This window comes from Mesorhizobium sp. M0077, from assembly GCF_040322955.1.
Classification (GTDB): domain Bacteria; phylum Pseudomonadota; class Alphaproteobacteria; order Rhizobiales; family Rhizobiaceae; genus Mesorhizobium.
In genome coordinates this window covers 157,285-177,821 of sequence record NZ_JAMYUL010000003.1, presented here as the reverse complement: position 1 = coordinate 177,821, position 20,537 = coordinate 157,285, and the positions used below count along the sequence as shown (strand labels likewise).

The 20,537-nt window shown below is 64.1% G+C and carries 20 protein-coding genes; 9 read left to right on the top strand and 11 right to left on the bottom strand.

Annotation, left to right across the window (positions count from 1 at the left end; all coding sequences use genetic code 11):
* Positions 1–46: 46 nt before the first annotated feature.
* From NKJ57_RS08070 to NKJ57_RS08030, 9 genes are all read right to left on the bottom strand, one after another.
* Complete coding sequence (locus NKJ57_RS08070) at positions 47–1,429, bottom strand: tetratricopeptide repeat protein (protein WP_352510852.1); 1,383 nt, start codon at positions 1,427–1,429, stop codon at positions 47–49.
* Positions 1,430–1,509: 80 nt separating this feature from the next.
* Entirely contained in the window at positions 1,510–3,117 is a 1,608-nt protein-coding gene (locus NKJ57_RS08065) for a WD40 repeat domain-containing protein (RefSeq protein ID WP_352510853.1), read from the bottom strand.
* Positions 3,118–3,223: 106 nt separating this feature from the next.
* On the bottom strand, positions 3,224–3,994 hold the full coding sequence (locus tag NKJ57_RS08060) for an exodeoxyribonuclease III (RefSeq protein WP_352510854.1): 771 nt from the start codon (positions 3,992–3,994) through the stop codon (positions 3,224–3,226).
* 7 nt (positions 3,995–4,001) lie between these two features.
* A complete protein-coding gene (locus tag NKJ57_RS08055) occupies positions 4,002–4,649 on the bottom strand; it encodes an alpha/beta hydrolase family protein (RefSeq protein ID WP_352510855.1) in 648 nt (215 codons plus the stop codon).
* On the bottom strand, positions 4,639–5,001 hold the full coding sequence (locus tag NKJ57_RS08050; protein WP_155922512.1) for a hypothetical protein: 363 nt from the start codon (positions 4,999–5,001) through the stop codon (positions 4,639–4,641). Before NKJ57_RS08050 ends, NKJ57_RS08055 begins: the two co-directional genes overlap by 11 nt.
* Before the next feature lie 7 nt (positions 5,002–5,008).
* A complete protein-coding gene (locus NKJ57_RS08045) occupies positions 5,009–6,136 on the bottom strand; it encodes a tetratricopeptide repeat protein (protein ID WP_023834502.1) in 1,128 nt (375 codons plus the stop codon).
* Positions 6,133–7,038, bottom strand: a complete 906-nt coding sequence (gene ku / locus NKJ57_RS08040) for a non-homologous end joining protein Ku (RefSeq protein ID WP_023673485.1) — start codon at positions 7,036–7,038, stop codon at positions 6,133–6,135. Before ku ends, NKJ57_RS08045 begins: the two co-directional genes overlap by 4 nt.
* 273 nt (positions 7,039–7,311) lie before the next feature.
* On the bottom strand, positions 7,312–9,798 hold the full coding sequence (gene ligD / locus NKJ57_RS08035) for a DNA ligase D (protein ID WP_023673484.1): 2,487 nt from the start codon (positions 9,796–9,798) through the stop codon (positions 7,312–7,314).
* 117 nt (positions 9,799–9,915) lie between these two features.
* Positions 9,916–10,140: a hypothetical protein gene (locus tag NKJ57_RS08030; RefSeq protein ID WP_023673483.1), complete on the bottom strand. Its 225-nt coding sequence runs from the start codon at positions 10,138–10,140 to the stop codon at positions 9,916–9,918.
* Positions 10,141–10,185: 45 nt separating this feature from the next.
* On the opposite strand from NKJ57_RS08030, the gene NKJ57_RS08025 reads away from it, so the two are divergent.
* The 6 genes from NKJ57_RS08025 (at position 10,186) to NKJ57_RS08000 (ending at position 16,225) form a co-directional block, all read left to right on the top strand.
* Positions 10,186–10,512, top strand: coding sequence for a hypothetical protein (locus NKJ57_RS08025; RefSeq protein ID WP_352510856.1), 327 nt, complete (start codon positions 10,186–10,188; stop codon positions 10,510–10,512).
* A 27-nt stretch (positions 10,513–10,539) separates the two neighbouring features.
* A complete protein-coding gene (locus NKJ57_RS08020) occupies positions 10,540–11,547 on the top strand; it encodes an aldo/keto reductase (protein ID WP_352510857.1) in 1,008 nt (335 codons plus the stop codon).
* A 406-nt stretch (positions 11,548–11,953) separates the two neighbouring features.
* The gene (locus NKJ57_RS08015) at positions 11,954–12,901 is read left to right on the top strand and encodes a substrate-binding domain-containing protein (RefSeq protein ID WP_023673481.1); all 948 of its coding nucleotides are present in this window, start codon (positions 11,954–11,956) and stop codon (positions 12,899–12,901) included.
* A gap of 171 nt (positions 12,902–13,072) precedes the next feature.
* A complete protein-coding gene (locus NKJ57_RS08010) occupies positions 13,073–14,704 on the top strand; it encodes a sugar ABC transporter ATP-binding protein (protein ID WP_488377237.1) in 1,632 nt (543 codons plus the stop codon).
* Positions 14,701–15,717, top strand: coding sequence for an ABC transporter permease (locus NKJ57_RS08005; RefSeq protein WP_023685887.1), 1,017 nt, complete (start codon positions 14,701–14,703; stop codon positions 15,715–15,717). The genes NKJ57_RS08010 and NKJ57_RS08005 overlap by 4 nt, the downstream gene beginning before the upstream one ends.
* A 10-nt stretch (positions 15,718–15,727) precedes the next feature.
* Positions 15,728–16,225 (top strand): GNAT family N-acetyltransferase, encoded by a 498-nt coding sequence (locus NKJ57_RS08000; protein WP_023735430.1) that lies wholly within the window; start codon positions 15,728–15,730, stop codon positions 16,223–16,225.
* 66 nt (positions 16,226–16,291) lie between these two features.
* Here NKJ57_RS08000 and NKJ57_RS07995 read toward each other — a convergent pair whose 3' ends face one another.
* Together NKJ57_RS07995 and NKJ57_RS07990 are read right to left on the bottom strand one after the other, a co-directional pair.
* The gene (locus tag NKJ57_RS07995; RefSeq protein WP_081731260.1) at positions 16,292–16,525 is read right to left on the bottom strand and encodes a hypothetical protein; all 234 of its coding nucleotides are present in this window, start codon (positions 16,523–16,525) and stop codon (positions 16,292–16,294) included.
* A 145-nt stretch (positions 16,526–16,670) separates the two neighbouring features.
* On the bottom strand, positions 16,671–17,300 hold the full coding sequence (locus NKJ57_RS07990; RefSeq protein ID WP_023703088.1) for a glutathione S-transferase family protein: 630 nt from the start codon (positions 17,298–17,300) through the stop codon (positions 16,671–16,673).
* A 209-nt stretch (positions 17,301–17,509) separates the two neighbouring features.
* Here NKJ57_RS07990 and NKJ57_RS07985 point away from each other — a divergent pair, with 209 nt between their 5' ends.
* From NKJ57_RS07985 to NKJ57_RS07975, 3 genes are read left to right on the top strand one after another with little or no spacing between them, the layout of a single operon-like run.
* Positions 17,510–18,493: a tagatose kinase gene (locus tag NKJ57_RS07985; RefSeq protein WP_031246361.1), complete on the top strand. Its 984-nt coding sequence runs from the start codon at positions 17,510–17,512 to the stop codon at positions 18,491–18,493.
* Complete coding sequence (locus NKJ57_RS07980; RefSeq protein ID WP_352510859.1) at positions 18,490–19,767, top strand: D-tagatose-bisphosphate aldolase, class II, non-catalytic subunit; 1,278 nt, start codon at positions 18,490–18,492, stop codon at positions 19,765–19,767. The genes NKJ57_RS07985 and NKJ57_RS07980 overlap by 4 nt, the downstream gene beginning before the upstream one ends.
* Before the next feature lie 52 nt (positions 19,768–19,819).
* Entirely contained in the window at positions 19,820–20,410 is a 591-nt protein-coding gene (locus NKJ57_RS07975; protein WP_502900815.1) for a DUF922 domain-containing Zn-dependent protease, read from the top strand.
* The last annotated feature ends 127 nt before the right edge of the window (positions 20,411–20,537 follow it).

The following is a 20,537-nucleotide window of genomic DNA, read 5'->3' as shown; positions in this document are numbered from 1 at the left end:
TATGACACGACCTCACCGACGTCATCGGCGTTGCCTGACCCTGAGCTCACAGCGTCTTGCTGTCGAACTGGCCTTTTTCCTTCATCATTTCGAGGAAGGTCCTGGCCTCCGCATTTCCGTGGCTTGCCGATGTGGAAAACCACTTGGCAGATTCCGGATAGTTCGGCTTGCCGCCGATCCCGGTGTAATAAAGCTTGCCAAGGTTGAGTTCTGCTTCGACATTTCCCGCCTTGGCTGCCTCCAGCAACCAGAATTCGGCGGATTTTTCATCCTTGGCTATCCCTCTGCCGCGGGCATAGGCAACAGCCAGGTACAGTTCAGACGAAACGTCCCCCTGCTTTGCGGCCTTGAGCGACCACGAAACGGCATCAGCGTCGCTCTGAGTCAGTCCGGCGCCCGTCCAATATGCCAGGCCGAGGTTCGCCTGCGCATAAGCGTCTCCCCGGCTCGCCGCCTTCAGCCACCAGGATGATGCTTCGGCATCACTTTTGGCAGTGCCCTTGGCCGTAGCATAGGCATAGGCCAGCGCAGACTGCGCCCGGACATTGTCCTGTTCCGCCGCCTTGACCAACCAGGCGAACGACTGGGCGTCGTCCTTGCCGATGCCTTTTCCCAATTCATACGCGTTTGCTAAGGAGTATTGCGCTTCCGGCACACCGGCGACCGCGGCCTTCATCCACCATTCGAAGGCCAGGCGGTCATCCTGACCGACGCCGTGGCCAAGCGAATACAGCGTGCCCAACAGAGACTGGGCATTCGGCTCACCCTTGTCGACCGCCTTTCGCACCCACGTCACGGCGAGCTGATCGTCCTTCTCAACGCCTTCACCGAGATAATAGGACCGACCGATGCAGTAGGCAGCTTCGGTACTGCCGCCATCGGCTGCCTTGCGCCACCAGGAGAGAGCTTGCTCATAGCTTTGCGGAACACCTTGGCCCTGCGCGTACAGGGTGCCGATGGCATAGTAACCATTCGCGTTGCTCTTGTCGGCCGACTGTGTGGCAAATTTTAACGCCAGTTGGTCGTTTCTTTCGACACCTCGGCCATGGGAATAGGCCTGGGCGAGCAAGGATGCCGCATCTGCATTTCCTTGCTCGGCTGCTTTGCCCCACCAGTAGGTCGCCTGCCTGTCATTTTGGGCAATACCCTGGCCACGCCAGTACATTAATCCCAGATTGTACTGTGCGTCAGCATTTCCCATGTCGGCCAGCACGGAGATCTGATGGAATTGCTCGCGATAATCCTTTGCCAGGACAGCCGCTTGAATCTTCTTAATGGCTGACCACTGCACATAGTAATTTCGGCCAGGCCCGAGCAGCACAAAAGCCGCCAGCAACACCAGAACGACGGTAAGGACCCCTCGGCGACGCGACGTGGGCGGGCTGTAGACAGGTGTATCCACTTTGGGCGCCCAGTCGTTGTTGCTCACCGTCCCCAATCCATTTGCAGCCACCAGTAATCCATAGCGCAAGCCAGGCTGTTCTGGAATATCCAAAGCATTTGATGTCGCTACTGCGGTGCGCCGGCGAACAGGATTTCGCCATCGCCGCCAGCCGCCGGCCAATCCCTGATGGTGCGATCGTCGCCGCCGGTGAGCAGCGTGCCGTCGGTGGCGAAGGCAACGGCGTAGATCGGGCCGGTGCGGCTGTCGAACATGGCGGTCTGGCCGCCGGTGCCGACATCCCACAGCCGCGCCGTGCCGTCGAGCGAGCCGGAGGCCAAGCGCTTGCCGTCGGCCGACAGCGCCAGCGTATAGACGGTGCCTTCGTGACCCTCGAAGCGGCGCAATTCCCTAAACGTGTCGAGGTTCCAGAGCTTGATCGTGTAGTCGCCGCTGCCGGTGACGACATGATGGCCGTCGGCGGTGAAGACAGCGCCGTAAGTGCCCTGCTCGTGGCCGTGCCAGCTTCGCAATTGCTTGCCGCTTTCGACGTCCCAGAATTTCAGCGTGCCGTCGATGGAGCCGCTCAGCGCGCGCGTGCCGTCGGGCGAGATTGCGACCGTGCTGATCGGCCAGTCATGTCCGGTCATCACATGCAGCACCGATTTGTTGACGAGATCCCAGACGATGACGTTGCCGGTGTCGTGGCCACTGACGGCGCGCTTGCCGTCCGGGCTGATCGCCAGCTTACGCACGCCGCCATTCGCGCCCGACGAGAAGACATGCAGCACCGCGCCGTCGGCAAGCTTTCGCAGCACGATCTCGCCATCGTCGCCGGCGGTCAGCGCGGTTGCGCCGTCGGGCATGAACAGCGCCGTGCGCGCCATGTCCTTGTGTTCACCAAGGTTGCGGATCAGCCGCTTGCCGGCGATGTCCCAGAGCTTGATCATATGGTCGGTGCTGGCGCTCATGACGTCGCGGCCATCGGCCGAGACGGCGAGCCAGACGACGGCGTCGCGGTGGCCGTCGGGCTCGGTCGGCAGCGCCGGCGGAGGCGGCGGCAACGGCGCGACGGTTTGCGGTGGCGTGGCCGGAGCCGGCGGTGGAGCAGTCTCCGGTGGCGGTGTCGCCGGAGCGAGTGCGACTTGTGGCGGCTGAGGGGGAGCAGCCGGAGGCGTAGGCTGCGCCGGCTCGGGCGGTTTGGCTGCCTGCACCGGCGGAGTTGGCTCGGGCGGCATGGTGACCTGCGGCGAACTCGGCGGGGCCGGTGGCGTCGCCAGGTCCGGCGGGACACCGTCGATGCCCTGGTCCTTCGGCTCGGCTTTGGGTTCGTTCGGGGCGGCCACCTCAGCGCCCGGGCCGGCGTCACGCGCCCAAGGGAAGTGGTCGGCCAGCAGCGCCAACACGGCGAACACCGGCAACATGAGGAAGGCGCGCCGCAGACCGGGGCGGCCCTTTGGGTCGATCTCGGCGTCGCGGCCAAAAAGCGGCGTTCCAGCAGGCTGGCTTCGCCGACCCGGCAGCAGTCCGGCCCAGAACAACAGGGCGCCAAGCAGGCAAAGCCCGCCGACGGTCAGGAACACCACCGGTCGCAGCGTGGCTGGGCCGTGCAGCATGTGATCGATCCCGCTCCAGCTGAAATCTCTGTCGCCGAGCAGCAGATACGCCCGCACCAGACAAGCCAAAGCGGCCGCCAGCAGCGGAAGCGCAAACAGCCTTTCGGCCAACCTGTCCATCGGACTCCCCCTCCGGTGCCGCACCTTGCTCATCATGCGGCCGCCGCAGCGAAACAAATAGCGCAAAACTGCGCCCACGAAAGTGGGCGCGATCACGCAGCCAAATTCACTTCAATTCGACCCATACCGGCGCGTGGTCGCTGGCGCCGTCCTCACCTCTGACATCGCGGTCGATGCCGGCAGCGGTGAGGCGGCGCGCCAGTTTCTTCGACAGCAAGATGTGGTCGAGCCGCAGCCCGGCATCGCGCGGCCAGCGGTTGCGGCGGTAGTCCCAGAATGTGTAGAGCGTTTCCTTCGGATGCTTCTTGCGCAGCGCATCGGTCCAGCCCTGCTCGAGCAGACGCTGGAACGACGCCCGGCTTTCCGGCTGCAGCAACGCGTTGTCGTCATAGGAGCGGGTGGCGTAGATGTCGCGCGGCTCGGGCACGATGTTGTAGTCGCCGACCAGCGCCACCGGCAGGCCGGTGTCGAAGAGTTCTGCGGCATGCGCCTCCAGCCTTTCATGCCAGGCCAGCTTGTACTGGAATTTCGGCCCCGGCTGCGGGTTGCCGTTGGGCGCGTAGAGACAGGCGATGACGACGCCCGACACCGCCGCCTCGATGTAGCGGCTCTGCTTGTCGGCGGTATCGCCGGGCAGGACGTCACGGGTCAGCACCGGCTTGGCTCCTCGCGCCAGTATGGCTACGCCGTTCCAGGTCGGCTCGCCCTTCCACACCGCGCCATAGCCGGCGTCGGCCAGTGCCGTGCGCGGAAACTGCAGGTCGCGCGCCTTCAGCTCCTGCAGGCAGACGACATCGGGCTTGGCTGCCGCCAGCCACGCCAGCAGGTTTTGCAGCCGGCTGTTGACGTTGTTGATATTGAAGGTGGCGATTTTCATTTGGCGATCAGGAAACGATCCGCCCTGTCCACGCCTTCACCGTCCCGGCCAGCGTCTTCAAATGATCGGCGGTCGAAAACCCCGACACGCTCTTGCGCGGCTTCAGGTCGTGGTCGCCATCCTCCAGCCAGATCACTTCGATGGCGTCGGAAAGGCCGTAGGTCGCGACCTCTTCCCTGGTGCCGAATTCGTCGCGCGTGCCCTGGAAGATCAGTGTCGGTGTCTTGAGGTCGGCGAGGTGTTTTGTCCTGAGCTGCTCTGGCTTGGCCGGCGGATGAAAGGGATAGCCGAGGCAGACGAGGCCGGAAATCTCTCCCTTGGCGAGCATTTCGTCCGCAATCATCGAGGCGACGCGCCCGCCCATCGACTTGCCGCCGATGATGAGCGGCCCGGTGACGCCCATGGCTCTCAGATCGGCGATGGCCTTGATGTATTCCGGGTTGACCGTCTCGGCGCGCGGCGGCGGCTTGCGCTGGCCGTAGCGGCGCGCCGCCATATAGTGGAATTCGAAGCGCGCGACCTGGAAACCGGCTGTGGCGAGCGCCTTGGCGGTGGCGGTCATCGAAGGCGAATCCATCGATGCGCCGGCGCCGTGCGCCAGCAGGATGGTGACGGGAGCGGTGTCGAAGCCGTCGAAGAGGAAGCTAGTGGGCATCAGGCTGCGGGACCCCGATATAGTGGTAGGTGGTTTTGGACCCGTAAACTTCCTTACGCCACTGCTCCGGATGCAGGGTAACATGGGTGAAAATGGCTGCAAAAAACCCCACGAGCACGATGAAGAATGGCCGGCCGAAGCAAACGCGCTGCTTGTTCGACATACGGTCCTCGGGGCGCTGGGGAAATGGCCAAGTTCTGCGGTTGTAATATGTGGCCCAATTGATTTTGCTGTCTTCGAAAAAATTCCAGCCATTGCTCCAGTAGAAGAGCAGCTCGCGGGCCTCCTGCACCGCCAAAACAATGAAGCACGCGGTTAATCCCATACTCGAAATCTGAACAAGATTATCCACGGCAGCCTCACCCCGCCGTCCGCGCCAGCTGCAGATCGACGAACTGTATCCCCTTTTGCGCAGTGCGCGCCCATTCGCTGTCAGCATCGAGTTCGAGATAGCGCACCCAGTGGCGGCGGGCTTCGGTCAGATTGCCGGCGTCGAACTCCAGCCGGGCAAGGTTGAACACCGGATCGGCGTAGCTCTTGTCGAGCGCGATGGCCTTGACCAGATGCCGGCGCGCCGAGGCGATCTTGCCTTCGTCGCTCATCAGCCCGGCGAGGTTGAACCAGGCCTCGACGAACGCCGGATCGAGCTTGATCGCTCTTGCATAGTCATGCGCCGCGTCGGCCACGCGACCGGCGCCACGCAAGCAATTGGCGCGGTTGAACGCGGCGATGGCGTCGCTCGGATCGATGCTGAGGCAGCGTTGGTAGAGCGCCGCGGCATCGTCGTGCCGGCCCTCCTCTTCCGCGCTTTCAGCCTCGGCGAACAATTCTTCCAGCGTGTCGTCGCCGGCTGCGCTTGCGCTGCCGAGATCGAACAGCAGCTGGCCGTCGAGTTCGCTCTGGCCATCCTCGAGATAGATCTGATCGGGCCGGCCATGCTGCGAGCCGACATTGAGCGATTTGGCGGTGAGCGAAGCGACCGGACCGGAGCGATGCACGGAGCGCGCGATCGCGCCCCAGGATGCACCGCCGGCGACCAGCCCGGCATATTTGCGGGCAAGGATCAGATCGCGGAACGAGTAGGGTTCACAATCGTGCTCGAAGGCGTCAAACAGGCTGAGCAGGTCGAGGTCGGCACCGGACAGTCTGGACTGGTCGACGAGAGACTGCCTGGACAGCGAAGACGCCTCCGGCGTCTTCATCAGACCAAGCAGGCGCAGGAAGCCATTTTCGCTAAGGAGTGTTCGGCCAGCGGAGCCCTCGGCTGCAACCCGGCGCTCGATCTCGGCATCGCCGCCCTTCGCCGTGCCGGCCTTGGCGATCAGCGTTCGGCCGAACACAACATGGCTGGTGCGCCTGGTGACGCCGCGCCGCAACTGGCCGTGCTGACGCTCCACCTCACGGGCCGCGAGCCGCAGCGGAAATGCCGCCAGCGCGCCGATGGCGCCGAAGACGGCGCCCGGGATTATACCGGTCGGCGCCGTCACCCCTTGCTCTTGCCGACGGCCTTGAGCAGATTGGCCTTCAACGGGTTTTCCTTGGCCGCACCCGCCTTACCCTTGGCGGCAGGTTTTTCAGCGTCGTCGGCCTTGCTCTTCGACTTGGCCGGCGGCTTGGCTGATTGCGACAGGCTCGCCTTCAACGCGTCCATGAGGTTGATGACATTGCCACGCTCGGGCGCCGCCGCAATGATCGGCTTATGGCCCTTCAGTTTCTCGCGGATCATCGTCATCAGCGCGATCTCGTAGCGGTCCTCATAATTCTTCGGATCGAAGGTGGTTTCCTTCTGCTTGATCAGCGCTTCGGCCAATTGCAGCATTTCGGGATCCGGCTTGCCAGCCGGGATGTTGCCGAAATATTCAGCCGTGCCGCGCACTTCGTTCGGGTTCCTCAACGTACACACGAACATGCCGTTCTCGCGCGCGCCAATCGTCACCACGCGCTCGCGGCTGGACAGGACAAGGCGGGCAATGGCCAGCTTGCCGGATTTGCGCATTGCCTCGCGCAGCACGGCGAAGGTTTCCTCCGCCATGGCGCCATCCGGCGCCATGTAGTACGGCGAATCCTGATAAATGACGTCGACCTCGTCTTCGTCGACGAAGGCCTCGATGTTCATCGTGTGATTGGATTCGATGCGCACTGCTTCGAGGTCGGCCTCATCGATGATGATGTACTGCTTGTCCTCGTATTCGTAACCCTTGACCAAGTCCGCGCGCTCGACGAGGCCGAGTTCAGGGTCGACCGGCTTCATGTTGATGCGGTTGTGGGTCTTCTTGTGCAATTGGTTGAACGATATGCGCTCGCTGGTCGTCGTTGCCGGATAGAGCCGGACCGGACAGCTGACGAGGCTGAGCTTGAGGTAACCTTTCCAACTTGCCCTGGGCGCCATGATACTCTCCTACGCGGCCACGCACTGACATTTCAGACTGAGCATGATCTTATCCGAAAACCGGTTCCCACTTTTCGGGATCATGCTTACTGCAGCGCTTCGTCCAAAGGACGAATGGTGCTGCGGAAATCCTACACCGACCGGGCACGATACAGGCAAATCCCTAGCGAAATCTTCCAGTCGCCCTGAAGGTCCAAGGCCGAGAATAATTCAAATTGTCCGAAGCGTCGATGGACTTGGGTTCCTCGCCCCCATGAAATGGGGAGAAAAACCTTATTTGAAGGCCGGCAAATCCCTCGCGAAATCCTCCATGTCCGCCCAGGGGTCGCCCGAGGTCGCCAACAACCCCGGCAGCGAGGAATAGTTCAGATCCTGCGGCGCATCGATCGTCTCAAGGTCGCTCCAGCTCACCGGCGTCGACGCCGGCAGGTTGGTGCGGGCGCGCAGCGAATAAGGCGCCGCGGAGGTGTGGCCGCGCGCGTTGCGGTGATAGTCGATGAAGATGCGGCGCTTGCGGTTTTCCTTGCCCATTGTGGTGGTGAAAGTGTCGGGCGCGGTGGCCGCCAGGTGCGTGGAGATGGCGCTGGTCGCCTGGTGCAGCTTCTTCCAGTTCTGCTTTTGCGTCACCGGCACGGTTATGTGGATGCCGCTGCCGCCGGATGTCTTGGCGAACGGCACCAGGCCGAACCGCTCCAATTCGCCCTTGATGTGGACGGCGGCCTCGACCACCTCGCGCCAGGCGATGCCCTCACCCGGATCGAGATCGAAAACGATCTGGTCGGGCTTGTCGAGGCTCAAGCGATGCGTGCCCCAGGTGTGGAACTCAACGACGCCGAACTGCGCGAGTGCCAGATAGCCTTTTGCTCCCTCGACCGACAGATAGGATTTGGTTTCACCTTCGGAGTTGGTGGCGTCAAAAGTGACCACCGACGGCGGCATGCCGGTGAAGGCGTGGCGCTGGAAGAAACAGTCCTTCGGCAGGCCCGTCGGGCAGCGCACCAGCGACACCGGGCGGCCCATAATGTGCGGCAGCATGAAATCGCCGACCAGCGCGTAATAGACGGCGATGTCGAGTTTGGTCGGTCCGGTCTTGCCGAACAGCCGCCGCTCCGGATTGGTCACCCAGATGGTTGCGAGATCAGCTTCGGCGATCAGCCGCTTGCGCTTCGGCGACACCGGCGTCGACAGGCCGACATCGCGCAAGCCCCGAAACACACCGTGGCGCAGCGAATTGTCCGCCGTTCGGTTGGCGTAGTGGATGCGGGCCGACAGCATCGGCCGCACCCATTTCATCTCGCGCATGATCTCGCGCGGCACACCCTCGGGTGCTGTCGCGCCGTCGCGCAGCGGCTGCAGCCGGGCCAGCAAGTCGCCCGCCGTAGCGGCATCGAAGCCGGTGCCAACCTTGCCGCGATAGTGCAGTTCGCCATCCGCGAATTCAGCCATGCCGAGTGCCGCCAGTCCTTCGGCCGCGTCGGAAACGGTGTAGCCGGCGATGATGAAATCGCCGGTCTCCAGCGCCTTGACCTTGGTCCAGCTCTTCGTGCGGCCGCTCTGGTAGATGGCGTTGGCGCGCTTGGAGACGACGCCTTCCAGCCCAAGGATCGAGGCCTGATCGTACAGCCCCTGTCCGTCGCCTTCGACATGGTCGCTCAGCTGGATGGCGGAGTTGGCGCCCTGTCCGGCTAGCAGTTCGGCGAGCAGGGCCTTGCGCTTTGCGAGCGGCGCCTTGCGGAGGTCCCAGCCGTCGAGATGCAGCAGGTCGAAGGCATAGAAATGGAGCTTGCTGCCCGCACCCGCCGACAGCGCATCCTGGAGCAGCGCGAAACGCGAGATGCCCTTCTCGTCCAGCACCATGATCTCGCCGTCGATGATCGCCTGGCTGAGGGGCAGCCGGGCGAATGCCTGCGGCAGGTCGCCGTAACGCTTCGTCCAGTCGATGCCGCCGCGGGTGATCAGCCTGACCTCGCCATCGGCGATATGCGCCATGGTGCGGTAGCCGTCGAATTTTATTTCGTGCAGCCAGAGTTCACCTGTGTCTTCCACTGGCCCACCCGGTGGCTTCGGCACCTGCGTGGCGAGCTGCGGCTCGATGCGCGACGGCGGATCGCCCCTGGCCGCACCGGGCAGCGCGCCGGGTTTCAGCGCGCCGGGCTTGGGCGGCAGGCGGGCCGGCTTCTTCGGCGGCGCCACCAGCTCCTCGATCCGCTTGCCGGACTTCACGCTTTCCGGCCGCGCTTCCAGGATGTCGAGGCCGGTATCGGCGGCGAGATCGCGCTCCTTGAACAGCAGCCAGTTTTTCTTCTCGCTGTCTTCGCTGGGCTTGGGCTTCAGACGGGTCAGCATCCAGCCGCCATTCAACTTGTCGCCGGCCAGCCGGAACTTGAAGGCGCCGGTGCGCAGGCTCTTGTCGACATCGTCCATCGGCGCCCAGGTGCCGGTGTCCCAGACGATCATCGGCCCGCCGCCATATTCGCCTTCGGGAATGACGCCCTCGAAGTCGATATATTCGAGCGGATGGTCCTCGGTCTCGACTGCAAGCCGCTTGTCGGCCGGGTTGAGCGAGGGCCCGCGCGGCACCGCCCAGCTTTTCAGCACGCCGCCGACCTGCAGGCGCAAATCGTAATGGTCGGCGGTGGCGTGATGCTTGTGGACGACGAAGCGGTTGCCGTCGCCTGAAATGAGCCCGCCCGCCGGTTCCGGCGTCTTCGTAAATTCGCGCTTGGCGCGGTAGGCCTTGAGTTTTGGCGGGGTTGGCATGGGTCAGGCGGGAGCGGCGGCGGCGGACGAACCTTCCCTGCGCCGCGTTCCTGCACAGTGCTGTCCCGCCAACATTTCAGATTTCCCAGCGTGGTGCGAAGAATGTGGAGATCACGCTCAATCGTCTGAGGCGGGCGTCAGGTCTAGCTCGGCCGGGGACAGCCCTTGTTGGAGCTGGCTCAGCCGGAACTCGTCGACCCAGTAGGCCTCGCCGTCGACCAGCACGCGGGCCGAGTAGACGCCGCCGGAAAAGCTTTGCGCGGTGACGTAGACCTTGTGGCGGTCGAGCGCCTTGCGCACCGCGGCGCGCTTGGAATTCTGGCTGGTGACGGAACTGGCCATGGCTCACTCATACACAAGACCGCAAGACATGGCGGCGGCATAAGGATGCTGGAGATCGGCCGCTCTGTCAATTTTGACCGCCTGCTTCTGGCAGCGCTACGATCCGACGGCAGCAAAAAACCGCTGCGCCTCGGCAGCGGACTTTGCAATGGCGACGACAATATTCGGTTAGTGGTCCGAAGGAATTATGAGCGCGGTGACGCGCGAGAGCTGCTGACGCCGGTTCAGCGTCGGCTTCTCGTAGATCTTCTTCATTGGTATCCCATGGGCCCCCAATGGCCGCCGGCAAAGGCGCTTGCGGCTGGGTTTTGTCAAGGGAAGCGCTGTTCTTCCGCCGAACAGCTATGGAAACTGGAGGAGCGGCCGCTATAGTTTTCCTCAGCCCCAAGGAGAACGGCAATGACCCTCAGCACCCGCAAACTCGGCAGCCAGGGGCTGCAGGTCTCGGTGATCGGCCTCGGCTGCATGGGCATGAGCCAGTCCTACGGCCCTGCCGACGAGGCGGAATCGATCGCCACCCTGCACCGAGCCATCGAACTCGGCTGTACCTTCCTCGACACGGCGGAAGTCTACGGCGCTTATGCCAATGAAGAACTGCTCGGGCGGGCGCTGAAGGGCCGGCGCGATGAGGTGACCCTTGCCACCAAATTCGGCTTCCGCATCGAAAACGGCAGACAGGTCGGCACGGAGCGTGACAGCCGGCCCGACCATATCCGCGAGGCGCTGGAGGGCTCGCTGAAGCGGCTCGGCACCGACCATGTCGACCTTTACTACCAGCATCGCGTCGATCCGGCCGTGCCGATGGAAGACGTCGCCGGCACGGTCGGCCGGCTCGTCGCCGAGGGCAAGGTGCGCTTCTTCGGCCTGTCGGAGGCTGGTGCGGCCAACATCGGCCGCGCACATGCCGTGCATCCGGTCTCGGCGCTGCAGAGCGAGTATTCGCTGTGGGAGCGCAATCTGGAGCCGGAAATCATCCCGCTGCTCAAAAAGCTCGGCATCGGCCTGGTGCCGTTCGCGCCGCTCGGCCGCGGTTTCCTCGCCGGCGATGTCAAGCGCGCCGAGGACTATCCGGAAGGCGATTTTCGGCGCGGCGACCCCCGCTACCAGGGCGCCAACTACGACGCCAATGTCGCGGCAGCGGCTGCGGTGCAAGAGGTGGCCGCGGCCAAAGGGGTAAAGCCCGCACAGATCGCGCTGGCCTGGGTGCTCGGCAAGGGCGACGGCTTCGGCATCGACATCGTGCCGATCCCGGGGACAAAGCGGCGCAAGTATCTGGAGGAAAATGTCGCTGCCGCAGCGATCACGCTCGAAGCCGCCGAGATGGCTGCGCTCGACGCGGCACTCGCGCCGGGCAAGGTCTCAGGGCCGCGCTACAATGAGCGGGTGATGACGACCATCGACAGGTAGAGGCGTCTAAGCTGCCAATTTCCCCCCTCGTGGGGGAGATGCCTGGCAAGGCAGAGGGGGCGCGAAGGATCGCCCGCATCAAGTATTCTGCGTAGGGGTTAGCTCAAAGATGTAAGTGAAATTGGCCAATGTCGGCGGGACAGCGCCCCCCTCTGTCCTGCCGGACATCTCCCCCACAAGCGGGGAGATTAGCAGTTTCAGCCCCTCGCCTCACCTTGCGTAATCGATTTTCCTTGGCTAGCATCCTCGGGTCGGCGCCGTGCGGAGGAGAACGTTGCGGCGGACCGGCTGGAGCGCCTCGCGTCCCCTCGGGGCGTTCACAGGACACTCCATTTTTGAATTGACGCAAGGACCGTCCCGAGCCGCTCCCGGTTTCGGGCTCCTGCGTTCATGTGGAGGATATCTGATGAACAGACGCGAATTCCTGTTGTCGACCGTGGCGACCGGCGCCATGGCGCTGGCCGCGCCCATGGCCTTTGCCGCCGACAAACTGACCATATTGGGCTCGGTGCCCAATCTCGGCTTTCCGTTCTTTGTGCACATGCTGAACGAGATCAAGGCGGAGGCGCAGGCGCAAGGCGTCAATCTGACCGAGAGCGACGGCCAGAACTCGGCGCCGAAGCAGACCGCCGACATCGAGGCCGCACTTGTGCAGAAGGTCAACGCCATCGTGATTTCGCCGCTTGACGTCAACGCGCTGGCGCCGGCGATCGAGGAAGCGGTCAAGGCCGGGGTTCCCGTGGTCACCATCGACCGCCGCGTTGACGGCGTCGAGGGCATTCTGGCCCATGTCGGCGCCGACAATGTCAAGGGCGGCGAGGCCGAGGCGCAGGCCATGGTGGCGGCGTTCCCCAACGGCGCCAAGCTGTTCCATTTGCAGGGCCAGCCGGGTGCCGGGCCTGCGATCGACCGCAACAAAGGCGTCCACAATGTGCTCGATCCGCTCAAGGACAAGTACCAGATCATCTTCGAGCAGACCGCTAACTTCGCCCGCGCCGAAGCGCTGTCGGTGACCGAGGCCGGGCTTGCCGCCAACGGCAAGCCGGACGCCATCATCTGCGCCAATGACGACATGGCGCTCGGCGCGCTCGAAGCCTGTGCCGCGCGCAACTTCACCGACGTCAAGATCTACGGCTTCGACGCGCTGCCGGAAGCGCTGGTCGCCGTGCGCGACGGCAAGCTCGCCGGCACGGTCGAGCAGTTCCCCGGCGAACAGTCGCGCAAGGCGGTGCAGATCGCGGTCGCCTTCGCCAGGGACAAGACCGAGCCGAAGGAGAAGCTGGTGCTGTTGACGCCGATCGTCATCGGCAAGGACAATCTCGACAAGGCGGAGAGGTTGAACGAGACGAAGTGAGAGTAGGGCCCATGACGGGTGGAGGTCGCGCTCTGTCGCGCCCCCCTCTGTCCTGCCGGACATCTCCCCCACTTGGGGGGAGATTGGCCGTCACGTCTGCTTTCGCCAATCGCCAACGTTATAGAAATAGTGCTGCCGGCAAAACTGCTGATCTCCCCCCGTGTGGGGGAGATGTCCGGCAGGACAGAGGGGGGCGCTGTCCCGCTGCCTATCGCAATCCGGGAGCAATGCTTGTCCGCCGTTGAACCCACCGCATCATCGCCACCGCTCCTTTCCGTCGAAGGCGTGACCAAGCATTTTTCCGGCGTCACCGCGCTCATCGACGTTTCGCTCGAGGTGCGGCCCAGTGAGATCCTTGGCCTGCTCGGCGAGAACGGCGCCGGCAAGTCGACGCTGTTGAAAATCCTGTCCGGCGTGATGCCGCCGTCAAGCGGCCGCATCGTCTTCGACGGCGCCGACTACGCGCCGTCCAGTCCGCAGGATGCGAAGCGGCATGGCATCGTCACCATCTATCAGGAACTGAGCCTGATCCCGACGCTGACGGTTGCGGAAAACATTTTCATCGGCCGCGCGCCGCTCGGGCCGCTCGGGCTGGTCAGCTGGCGCAGGATGGAGGACGCCTCGCGCGCGATCATCGCCCGCGTCGGTCTCGACATCGATCCGGCGACGCCGGTGTCCTCGCTGTCGGTAGCCGAACAGCAGCTGGTCGAAATCGCCCGCGCTCTGTCGCTGGAAAGCCGCCTGATCATCATGGACGAGCCGACCTCGGCGCTGACCGAGACCGAGGTGCAGAAACTGATGTCGATCATGGACAGGCTGCGCAAGGACGGTGTCGCCATCATGTTCGTCACCCACCGGCTGGAGGAAGCGTCCGCCATTTGCGACCGCATGACCGTGCTGCGGGATGGCAGGCTGGCCGGTCATCTCGACCGTGACGGCCAGCCGATCCAGATCCCGAAGATCATCGAGAAGATGGTCGGCCGCGCCGCCTCCGAGCTCTACGCGCGGCCGACGCAGCGCGATGTCGCCGGCGAGGTCAGGCTCTCGCTGCGCGGGCTGCGGACGGTACGCGACCCGTTGGCGCCGCATGCCATCGTACTCGAAGGCGTCAACCTCGATCTGAAGGCCGGCGAAATCCTCGGCGTTGCCGGCCTCGTCGGTTCCGGCCGCACCGAGCTTGCCCGCGCCATTTTCGGCGCCGACCGCATCGCCGCCGGCACGATTGCGCTCGACGGTAAGCCGATCGCCCCGGCCTCCCCCGCAGACGCCATCAAACTCGGCATCGGGCTGGTGCCGGAAGACCGCAAGCACCAGGCGATCTTTGCAGCACTGGGCATTCTCAACAATTTCTCGATCGCCTCGCTCGGCCGCTACAGCAATGGGGCCGGCTTCATGGCCGAACGGCGCGAGCGCGAGGCGCTGGCCGGCTATCGCAAGGCACTGTCGATCCGCATGGCCTCGCCCGACCAGGCGATCGAGGGCCTGTCCGGCGGCAACCAGCAAAAAGTCATCCTGGCCCGCTGGCTGGCGCGCGACCCGAAAGTACTGATCGTCGACGAGCCGACGCGCGGCGTCGATGTCGGCGCCAAGGCCGAAGTGCACCAGATCCTGGTCCAGTTGGCTGCGCGCGGCATCGCCATCATGATGATCTCGTCGGAGCTGCCGGAGGTGCTGGCAGTGTCGGATCGCATCGTTACGATGCGGCGCGGCCGTATCACCGGCGAAATGCCGGGCATCGAAGCGACCGAGGAAAAACTGATGGAACTGATGGCGCTCGACCGCAAGCAGGACGCAACGCAATGACCAGCACCACCGAACAGACCCAGCGCAGCGGCATCAACATCGCGCGGCTTCTGATGAGTTTTGGGCCGCTGATGTTCCTGGCGGTGTTGATCGTCATCTTCACCGTGCTGAAGCCGAGCTTCATCGATCCAATCAACCTGTTCAACATTTTGAGGCAGATCTCGATCACCGGACTGATCGCGCTTGGCATGACTTTCGTCATCCTCACTGCCGGCATCGACCTGTCGGTCGGCTCGCTGCTCGCCTTCTGCGGCATGGTGGCCGCGGTGGTGGCCAAGGGCGGCACCGCCAACACGCTGTCGCTGTCGACCACGGGCACGCAAGGCTATGGCTGGTTCGCCGCCTTGCTTGCCGCCGTCATCGTCGGGGCGCTGGCCGGCGGCGTCCAGGGCTTTGCCATCACCCGGCTGAAAGTACCGCCCTTCGTCGTCACGCTGGGTGGGCTCACCGTGTTTCGCGGCCTGACGCTGACCATCTCCAATGGCGGACCGATCTCCGGTTTCGACGCCTCGATGCGCTGGTTCGGCACCGGGCTCATCGGACCGGTGCCGGTGCCGGCGATCATCTTCGCGGCGGCGGCCATCCTGTGCCACATCGTGCTGCGCTATACGCGCTATGGCCGCGCCGTCTATGCCGTCGGCGGCAATGCCGAGGCCGCACGCCTGTCGGGCCTGCGCGTCGACCGCATTCTGATCTCGGTCTATGTCATCGTCGGCTTCTTCGCCGGGCTGGCCGCCTTCGTTTTGTCAGCACGGCTCAACTCCTCCGAAGCCGTGGCCGGCATCGGCTACGAGCTTACGGTGATTTCGGCCGTGGTCATCGGCGGCACCTCGCTATTCGGCGGCATCGGCTCGGTCGGCGGCACGGTGGTGGGCGCAGCACTCATCGGCGTGCTGCAGAACGGGCTACAGTTCAACAATGTCTCTTCCTACACACAAAGCATCGTCATCGGCCTGATCCTGATCCTGGCCGTGGCCTTCGATCGTTGGCTGAAGTCGCGGGTGAGGCGGTGAGGGATCGGCCATGGTTCAGATCAGGGCGATGACAGAGAACGATGTAGCGTCGGTATCGCGGCTGCTGGGAGAGTCTTGGCGGCGCACCTATTCGTCGATCCTGGGACCTGAAAATACAGCGCGGCTCTCGGACGACAAGCATGCGCCCGAGCGGCTGGCAGAGGAACTTGGGGACGACAACAAGATGTCGTTCGTGGCCGAACGGCCGGACGGTTCGATCGCCGGCTACGCGATGGCGGCGATGGACGATCGTGGCGATGTCCTGCTCGACCGGCTGCACATCGACAAGACAGAGTTCGGCAGCGGGCTCGCCACCGACCTGCTGCACGCGGTGCTTGTCGCGCATGCCGGCATCCCCAGCATTGCGCTGGAAGTGATCGAGGGCAACGACCGGGCGATCGCCTTCTATCGCAAGCACGGTTTCGAAGTGGTCGAGCGCCACACGGCCGCGCACGGCGTTGGCGGCCACGCCTCGCTGATCATGCGCCGGCTGCTGTCGAGGGCGTAAGGGAAGGGAATAGGCCGTAGGGAATAGGGAATAAGGTGGCGCAGACCGATACCCTACGCCTACGGCCTACTGCGACGCCGCTTGCCGGCCGTCCTCGTCGTCCGGCATATCGAGAATTTCGATCAGCCGCGCCACCTTCGTTCCCGGCAAGGGGCGACCCTCGTTGACCAGCGCCTCGTCGGCACCGAGCCAAGCGAACGCCTCGCGCAGTTCTTCAAGGGTGGCGCCGGTCAGCGCGATGTCGGCTATGACCGCCTCGTCTACCGGCCCCAACACCGAAATGATGTCGTTGCGTGTCATGGTCACCTCCATGCTAAGTGCCGGCCGGTCGTCGAGATGACGCCGAGACCCGGCCATCCAGCCAACGGATTGCGAGAAAAAACCGCCGACAAAGCAGAATCTGGGTCTTCTTTTCGACTAAGCAAGGTGAACGCGCCTTTTGCCTTCAAGCAGCCGAATGCCGATCGATGCTGTAGAGATGCACGGGATAGCCGGGACCGATGGCGTCGCGTACCCGGCCCGTCCAGGCACGAACCGCCGGATAAGCCGCCAGCGCAAAGCCGCAATCTTCGGCACGGTGGCCGTAGGCATAGACAGCAATGTCGGCGATGGTGAGCATGTCGCCGACAAGGAAGGGCGTGTCGTTCAGGCTGCGCTCCAGCGCTGCCAGCGTGCGGGCGCCGGCTTCGCGCTTGGCCGGAAGCGTCGCCTGGTTGCGCTCCAGCCTTCCGGCCAGCGTCCAGAAGCGCAGGGAGCCGATGACCGGCTCGACATGGTACTGTTCGAAGAACAGCCATTGCATAACTTTCGCGCTGACATAGCGATCCGCCGGCAGCAAGGGCGTGCCTTCGGCGAGATAAATGAGGATCGCATTCGATTCGGCGATCGCACGGCCATCCTCGAGTTCGAGCACAGGAACGGCGCCGGCCGGGTTGAGCTTCAGGAAGGCGTCGGTGTGGCTCTCGCCCTCGAAAATCGACACCAGGCGGCTTTCATAGGGGATGTTGAGCAGGCCGAGCACGACCCTCGCCTTCCAACCGTTTTGCGACGGCAGATAATCATGAAGCGTGAGCATGGCTGTCCTTTCACTGCGGTCGACGCCTGATTTGCACGGTGCCACGATCCCAGCCACCCGAATCCTGCAATGTGTACGCGCAGAATAAATAAACTATACGCATGTAAGGTTTTATTGACTTCGCCCTATGTGCGATTTACCCGATAAACATTTGTGCCGAACAACTGCGCGAGCAAGCAATCAGTCTGTGACAAGGAGGAATCGCAAGCATGAGCCTTTCGCGCCGCAGCGAAATCGCCGCCGAGGCCGTGGGGCCAACAATTGCCGCCGGCGAAATCCTGGTCGAGATCATGGCGACGGAACGGGGTTTCGGCTTCCTCGAGCCGCAAACGCTCGTCGGGCCATTCCCCAGCGGTGCGCCGGCGATCTTCATCGATCAGGTTGCGCGGCTGGGGGGCGGCGCCGGCATTATCGGCTGCGTCGGCCGCGACGATTTCGGCACGCTCAACCTGGACAGGCTGAAGCGCGACGGTGTGGACGTCTCCGCCGTCGATATCAGCGACCGCTTCCCGACGGGATGCGCCTTCGTGCGCTATCGGCCCAATGGTATCAGGGACTTCGTCTACAACATCGCCGAATCCGCCGCCGGGCAGATCCACCTGACCACTGCTGCGCGCCTGCTGGCGGACAGAGCCGGCCATCTGCATATCATGGGATCGACGCTGTCGGTGGCAGGGCTGAAGGAGATTGTGACCTACGCAGTGAGGGCGGTGCGTGCCCGCGGCGGCTCAACCTCGTTCGACCCGAATGTGCGCAAGGAGCTGATCGGCGCCGACGGTGCGCTGTTTTCCGCACTCATCGACGATGCCGACCTGCTGCTGCCGTCCGGCGACGAATTGCTCGCTACGGCGGGCGTCGATGACGAGCATCAGGCGGTGGCGGCGCTGTTTGCCAGAGGCGTCGGCGAGATCGTGCTGAAGCGCGGTGCTGACGGCTCTTCCTGGTTCGGCGCCGACGGCGCCAGGATCGACTGCGCCGGTTTTCAGGTCGAGGAAGTCGACCCGACGGGCGCCGGCGATTGTTTCGGCGCCACTTACCTGACCTGCCGGCGCCAGGGGATGGAGCCCGGCAAGGCGCTGCTTTATGCCAATGCCGCCGGCGCCCGCAACGTCACCCGGCGCGGCCCGATGGAGGGCACCGCCGGCTTCGATGCGCTTGACCAATTCATCAAGGGAACAGCGAGACGGACATGAGTGCCAACCCGCTTGCAGGCCTCGCCAGCGCGCGCAAAAACGGCCCGCCCTACGGCATCACCTCGATCTGCTCGGCTCATCCGCTGGTGATCCAGACAGCAATACGGCGCGCCGTTGCCGACAGGGATAAAAGCCTGCTGATCGAGGCAACCTGCAATCAGGTCAACCAGTTCGGCGGCTATACCGGAATGACCCCGGCGCTGTTCGTCGCCTTCGTGCTGGAGATCGCCTGTCGCGAGGGGCTGGAAGCCTCGCGCATCATCTTCGGCGGCGACCATCTGGGACCGAACCCGTGGCGCGCAGAGCCGGCGGCGCAGGCGATGGACAAGGCCGAGGCCATGGTCGGCGCCTATATCGCGGCCGGCTTCACCAAGATTCATCTCGACGCATCGATGGGCTGCGCCGGCGAGCCGGCGGCGCTTGACGACGAGACCATCGCCACCCGGGCGGCGCGACTGGCAAAGGCGGCCGAAACGGCCGCGCACGCCGCAGGCAGCACCTTGCCGGTCTACATCATCGGCACCGAAGTCCCCGCCCCCGGCGGCGTCCACCACGCGATCAGCGAGTTGAAGCCGACCGAGGCGGAGGCGGCGCGGCGCACGATCGAGGTTCACCGGGAGATCTTTGCCCGTGAGGGGCTGACGGAGGCCTTCGGCCGCGTCATCGCCGTGGTGGTGCAGCCGGGCGTGGAATTCGGCAGCCAGAACGTCGTCGCCTACGCGCCCGAGAAATCCAAGGGCCTGACCGGCTTGCTCGATGAGCAGCCGTCGCTCGTCTACGAGGCGCATTCGACCGACTACCAGAGCCGTGCGGCTTTGACCGCGCTGGTCGCAAACGGCTTTCCCATCCTCAAGGTCGGCCCCGGCCTGACCTTCGCCTTGCGCGAGGCGCTTTACGGGCTCGACCTGATCGCCTCCGAAATGGCCAGGGACTATGGCGACCGGTCGCTCGCCCGGACCATGGAAAGCGCGATGCTGGCAGCCCCCGGCCATTGGCACAGCCACTATCATGGCAATGAAGCAGAGCTCTATGTGCAGCGGCATTACAGCTACAGCGACCGCATCCGCTATTATTGGAGCAACCCCACCGCTGTCGCGGCCGTCGAGCGCCTGCGCAAGGCGCTGGACGACGTTGCCATTCCCGAAACGCTGATGCGGCAATTCCTGCCGGCGCTGCCGGCCGAACTCGGGCCGGCGGGCAATCCCGAGGCTATCCTTCTCGAAGCTGTCGATCAGGTGCTGGCCGACTATGACGCGGCCTGCCGTGGGACCTGAGTGCATTGCGCCGGGTTGATCTTTGCCTCAGCCCAGTGTCTCTGACGTTTCCATGAAACCAGCCATGTTCTTTCTCCTGTTCGCGGCCTCCCTGCTGGCGTCGCCGGCACGCGCCGACTGGAAGCCGGTCGAAAAGGTCGAGACCTACGCCATCGCAGGGCGGACCGGCCCGGAACTCTATGCCGCGATCGGCGAAGCCGGCCCCTTGCTCGGCAAGGGTCGGGTCATTGCGCACACCAATTTCAAGCTGACCTGGACCAGGGACTACAGGCCGAAAGGCGACGCCTGCGTGCTCAAATCGGCGCGCCCGAAACTGATCATCACCTACACCTTGCCGAAGCCGGCCGAACCGTTGCCGGCTTCCGTCCAGAAGAACTGGACGGTGTTCATCGCCGGGCTCGCCGCCCACGAGAGAGTGCATGGCGCAGCCATCGCCGAGATGGTGCGCAAGATCGAGGCGGTGAGCGTCGGCCTGACCGTTACTGATGACCCCGCCTGCAGCAAGATCAGAACCGAGCTGACGAGGCAACTCGCCCAGATCTCGCTGGCTCAGCGGCAGGCGAGCCGCAACTTCGACCGGGTCGAATTCGGCCCCGGCGGAAACCTGCAGAAGCTGGTGCTGGCTTTTGTGAATGGGGGGTAGTTTGCCGGTGTGCCGTTCATTGCGCCGGGTGTTTCGAACGACAAGAAAACCGTCCGCATGGCCGCTTTACAGGCAGGCTTGGTAGCGCTACCGTCTGATCGTCGCGCGACCTGTTGGGGGAATGGGA

Excerpts from the sequence above, each read along its gene's own strand:
- NKJ57_RS08055 (WP_352510855.1), bottom strand. The coding sequence starts at position 4,649 with ATGCCCACTAGCTTCCTCTTCGACGGCTTCGACACCGCTCCCGTCACC.
- NKJ57_RS08005 (WP_023685887.1), top strand. The coding sequence starts at position 14,701 with ATGACCAGCACCACCGAACAGACCCAGCGCAGCGGCATCAACATCGCG.
- NKJ57_RS07995 (WP_081731260.1), bottom strand. The coding sequence starts at position 16,525 with ATGACACGCAACGACATCATTTCGGTGTTGGGGCCGGTAGACGAGGCG.
- NKJ57_RS08000 (WP_023735430.1), top strand. The coding sequence starts at position 15,728 with ATGGTTCAGATCAGGGCGATGACAGAGAACGATGTAGCGTCGGTATCG.
- NKJ57_RS08010 (WP_488377237.1), top strand. The coding sequence starts at position 13,073 with ATGTCCGGCAGGACAGAGGGGGGCGCTGTCCCGCTGCCTATCGCAATC.
- NKJ57_RS08065 (WP_352510853.1), bottom strand. The coding sequence starts at position 3,117 with ATGGACAGGTTGGCCGAAAGGCTGTTTGCGCTTCCGCTGCTGGCGGCC.
- NKJ57_RS08015 (WP_023673481.1), top strand. The coding sequence starts at position 11,954 with ATGAACAGACGCGAATTCCTGTTGTCGACCGTGGCGACCGGCGCCATG.
- NKJ57_RS08030 (WP_023673483.1), bottom strand. The coding sequence starts at position 10,140 with ATGGCCAGTTCCGTCACCAGCCAGAATTCCAAGCGCGCCGCGGTGCGC.
- NKJ57_RS08025 (WP_352510856.1), top strand. The coding sequence starts at position 10,186 with ATGCTGGAGATCGGCCGCTCTGTCAATTTTGACCGCCTGCTTCTGGCA.
- NKJ57_RS07975 (WP_502900815.1), top strand. The coding sequence starts at position 19,820 with ATGAAACCAGCCATGTTCTTTCTCCTGTTCGCGGCCTCCCTGCTGGCG.
- NKJ57_RS07990 (WP_023703088.1), bottom strand. The coding sequence starts at position 17,300 with ATGCTCACGCTTCATGATTATCTGCCGTCGCAAAACGGTTGGAAGGCG.
- NKJ57_RS08060 (WP_352510854.1), bottom strand. The coding sequence starts at position 3,994 with ATGAAAATCGCCACCTTCAATATCAACAACGTCAACAGCCGGCTGCAA.
- NKJ57_RS07985 (WP_031246361.1), top strand. The coding sequence starts at position 17,510 with ATGAGCCTTTCGCGCCGCAGCGAAATCGCCGCCGAGGCCGTGGGGCCA.
- NKJ57_RS07980 (WP_352510859.1), top strand. The coding sequence starts at position 18,490 with ATGAGTGCCAACCCGCTTGCAGGCCTCGCCAGCGCGCGCAAAAACGGC.
- ku (WP_023673485.1), bottom strand. The coding sequence starts at position 7,038 with ATGGCGCCCAGGGCAAGTTGGAAAGGTTACCTCAAGCTCAGCCTCGTC.
- NKJ57_RS08020 (WP_352510857.1), top strand. The coding sequence starts at position 10,540 with ATGACCCTCAGCACCCGCAAACTCGGCAGCCAGGGGCTGCAGGTCTCG.
- ligD (WP_023673484.1), bottom strand. The coding sequence starts at position 9,798 with ATGCCAACCCCGCCAAAACTCAAGGCCTACCGCGCCAAGCGCGAATTT.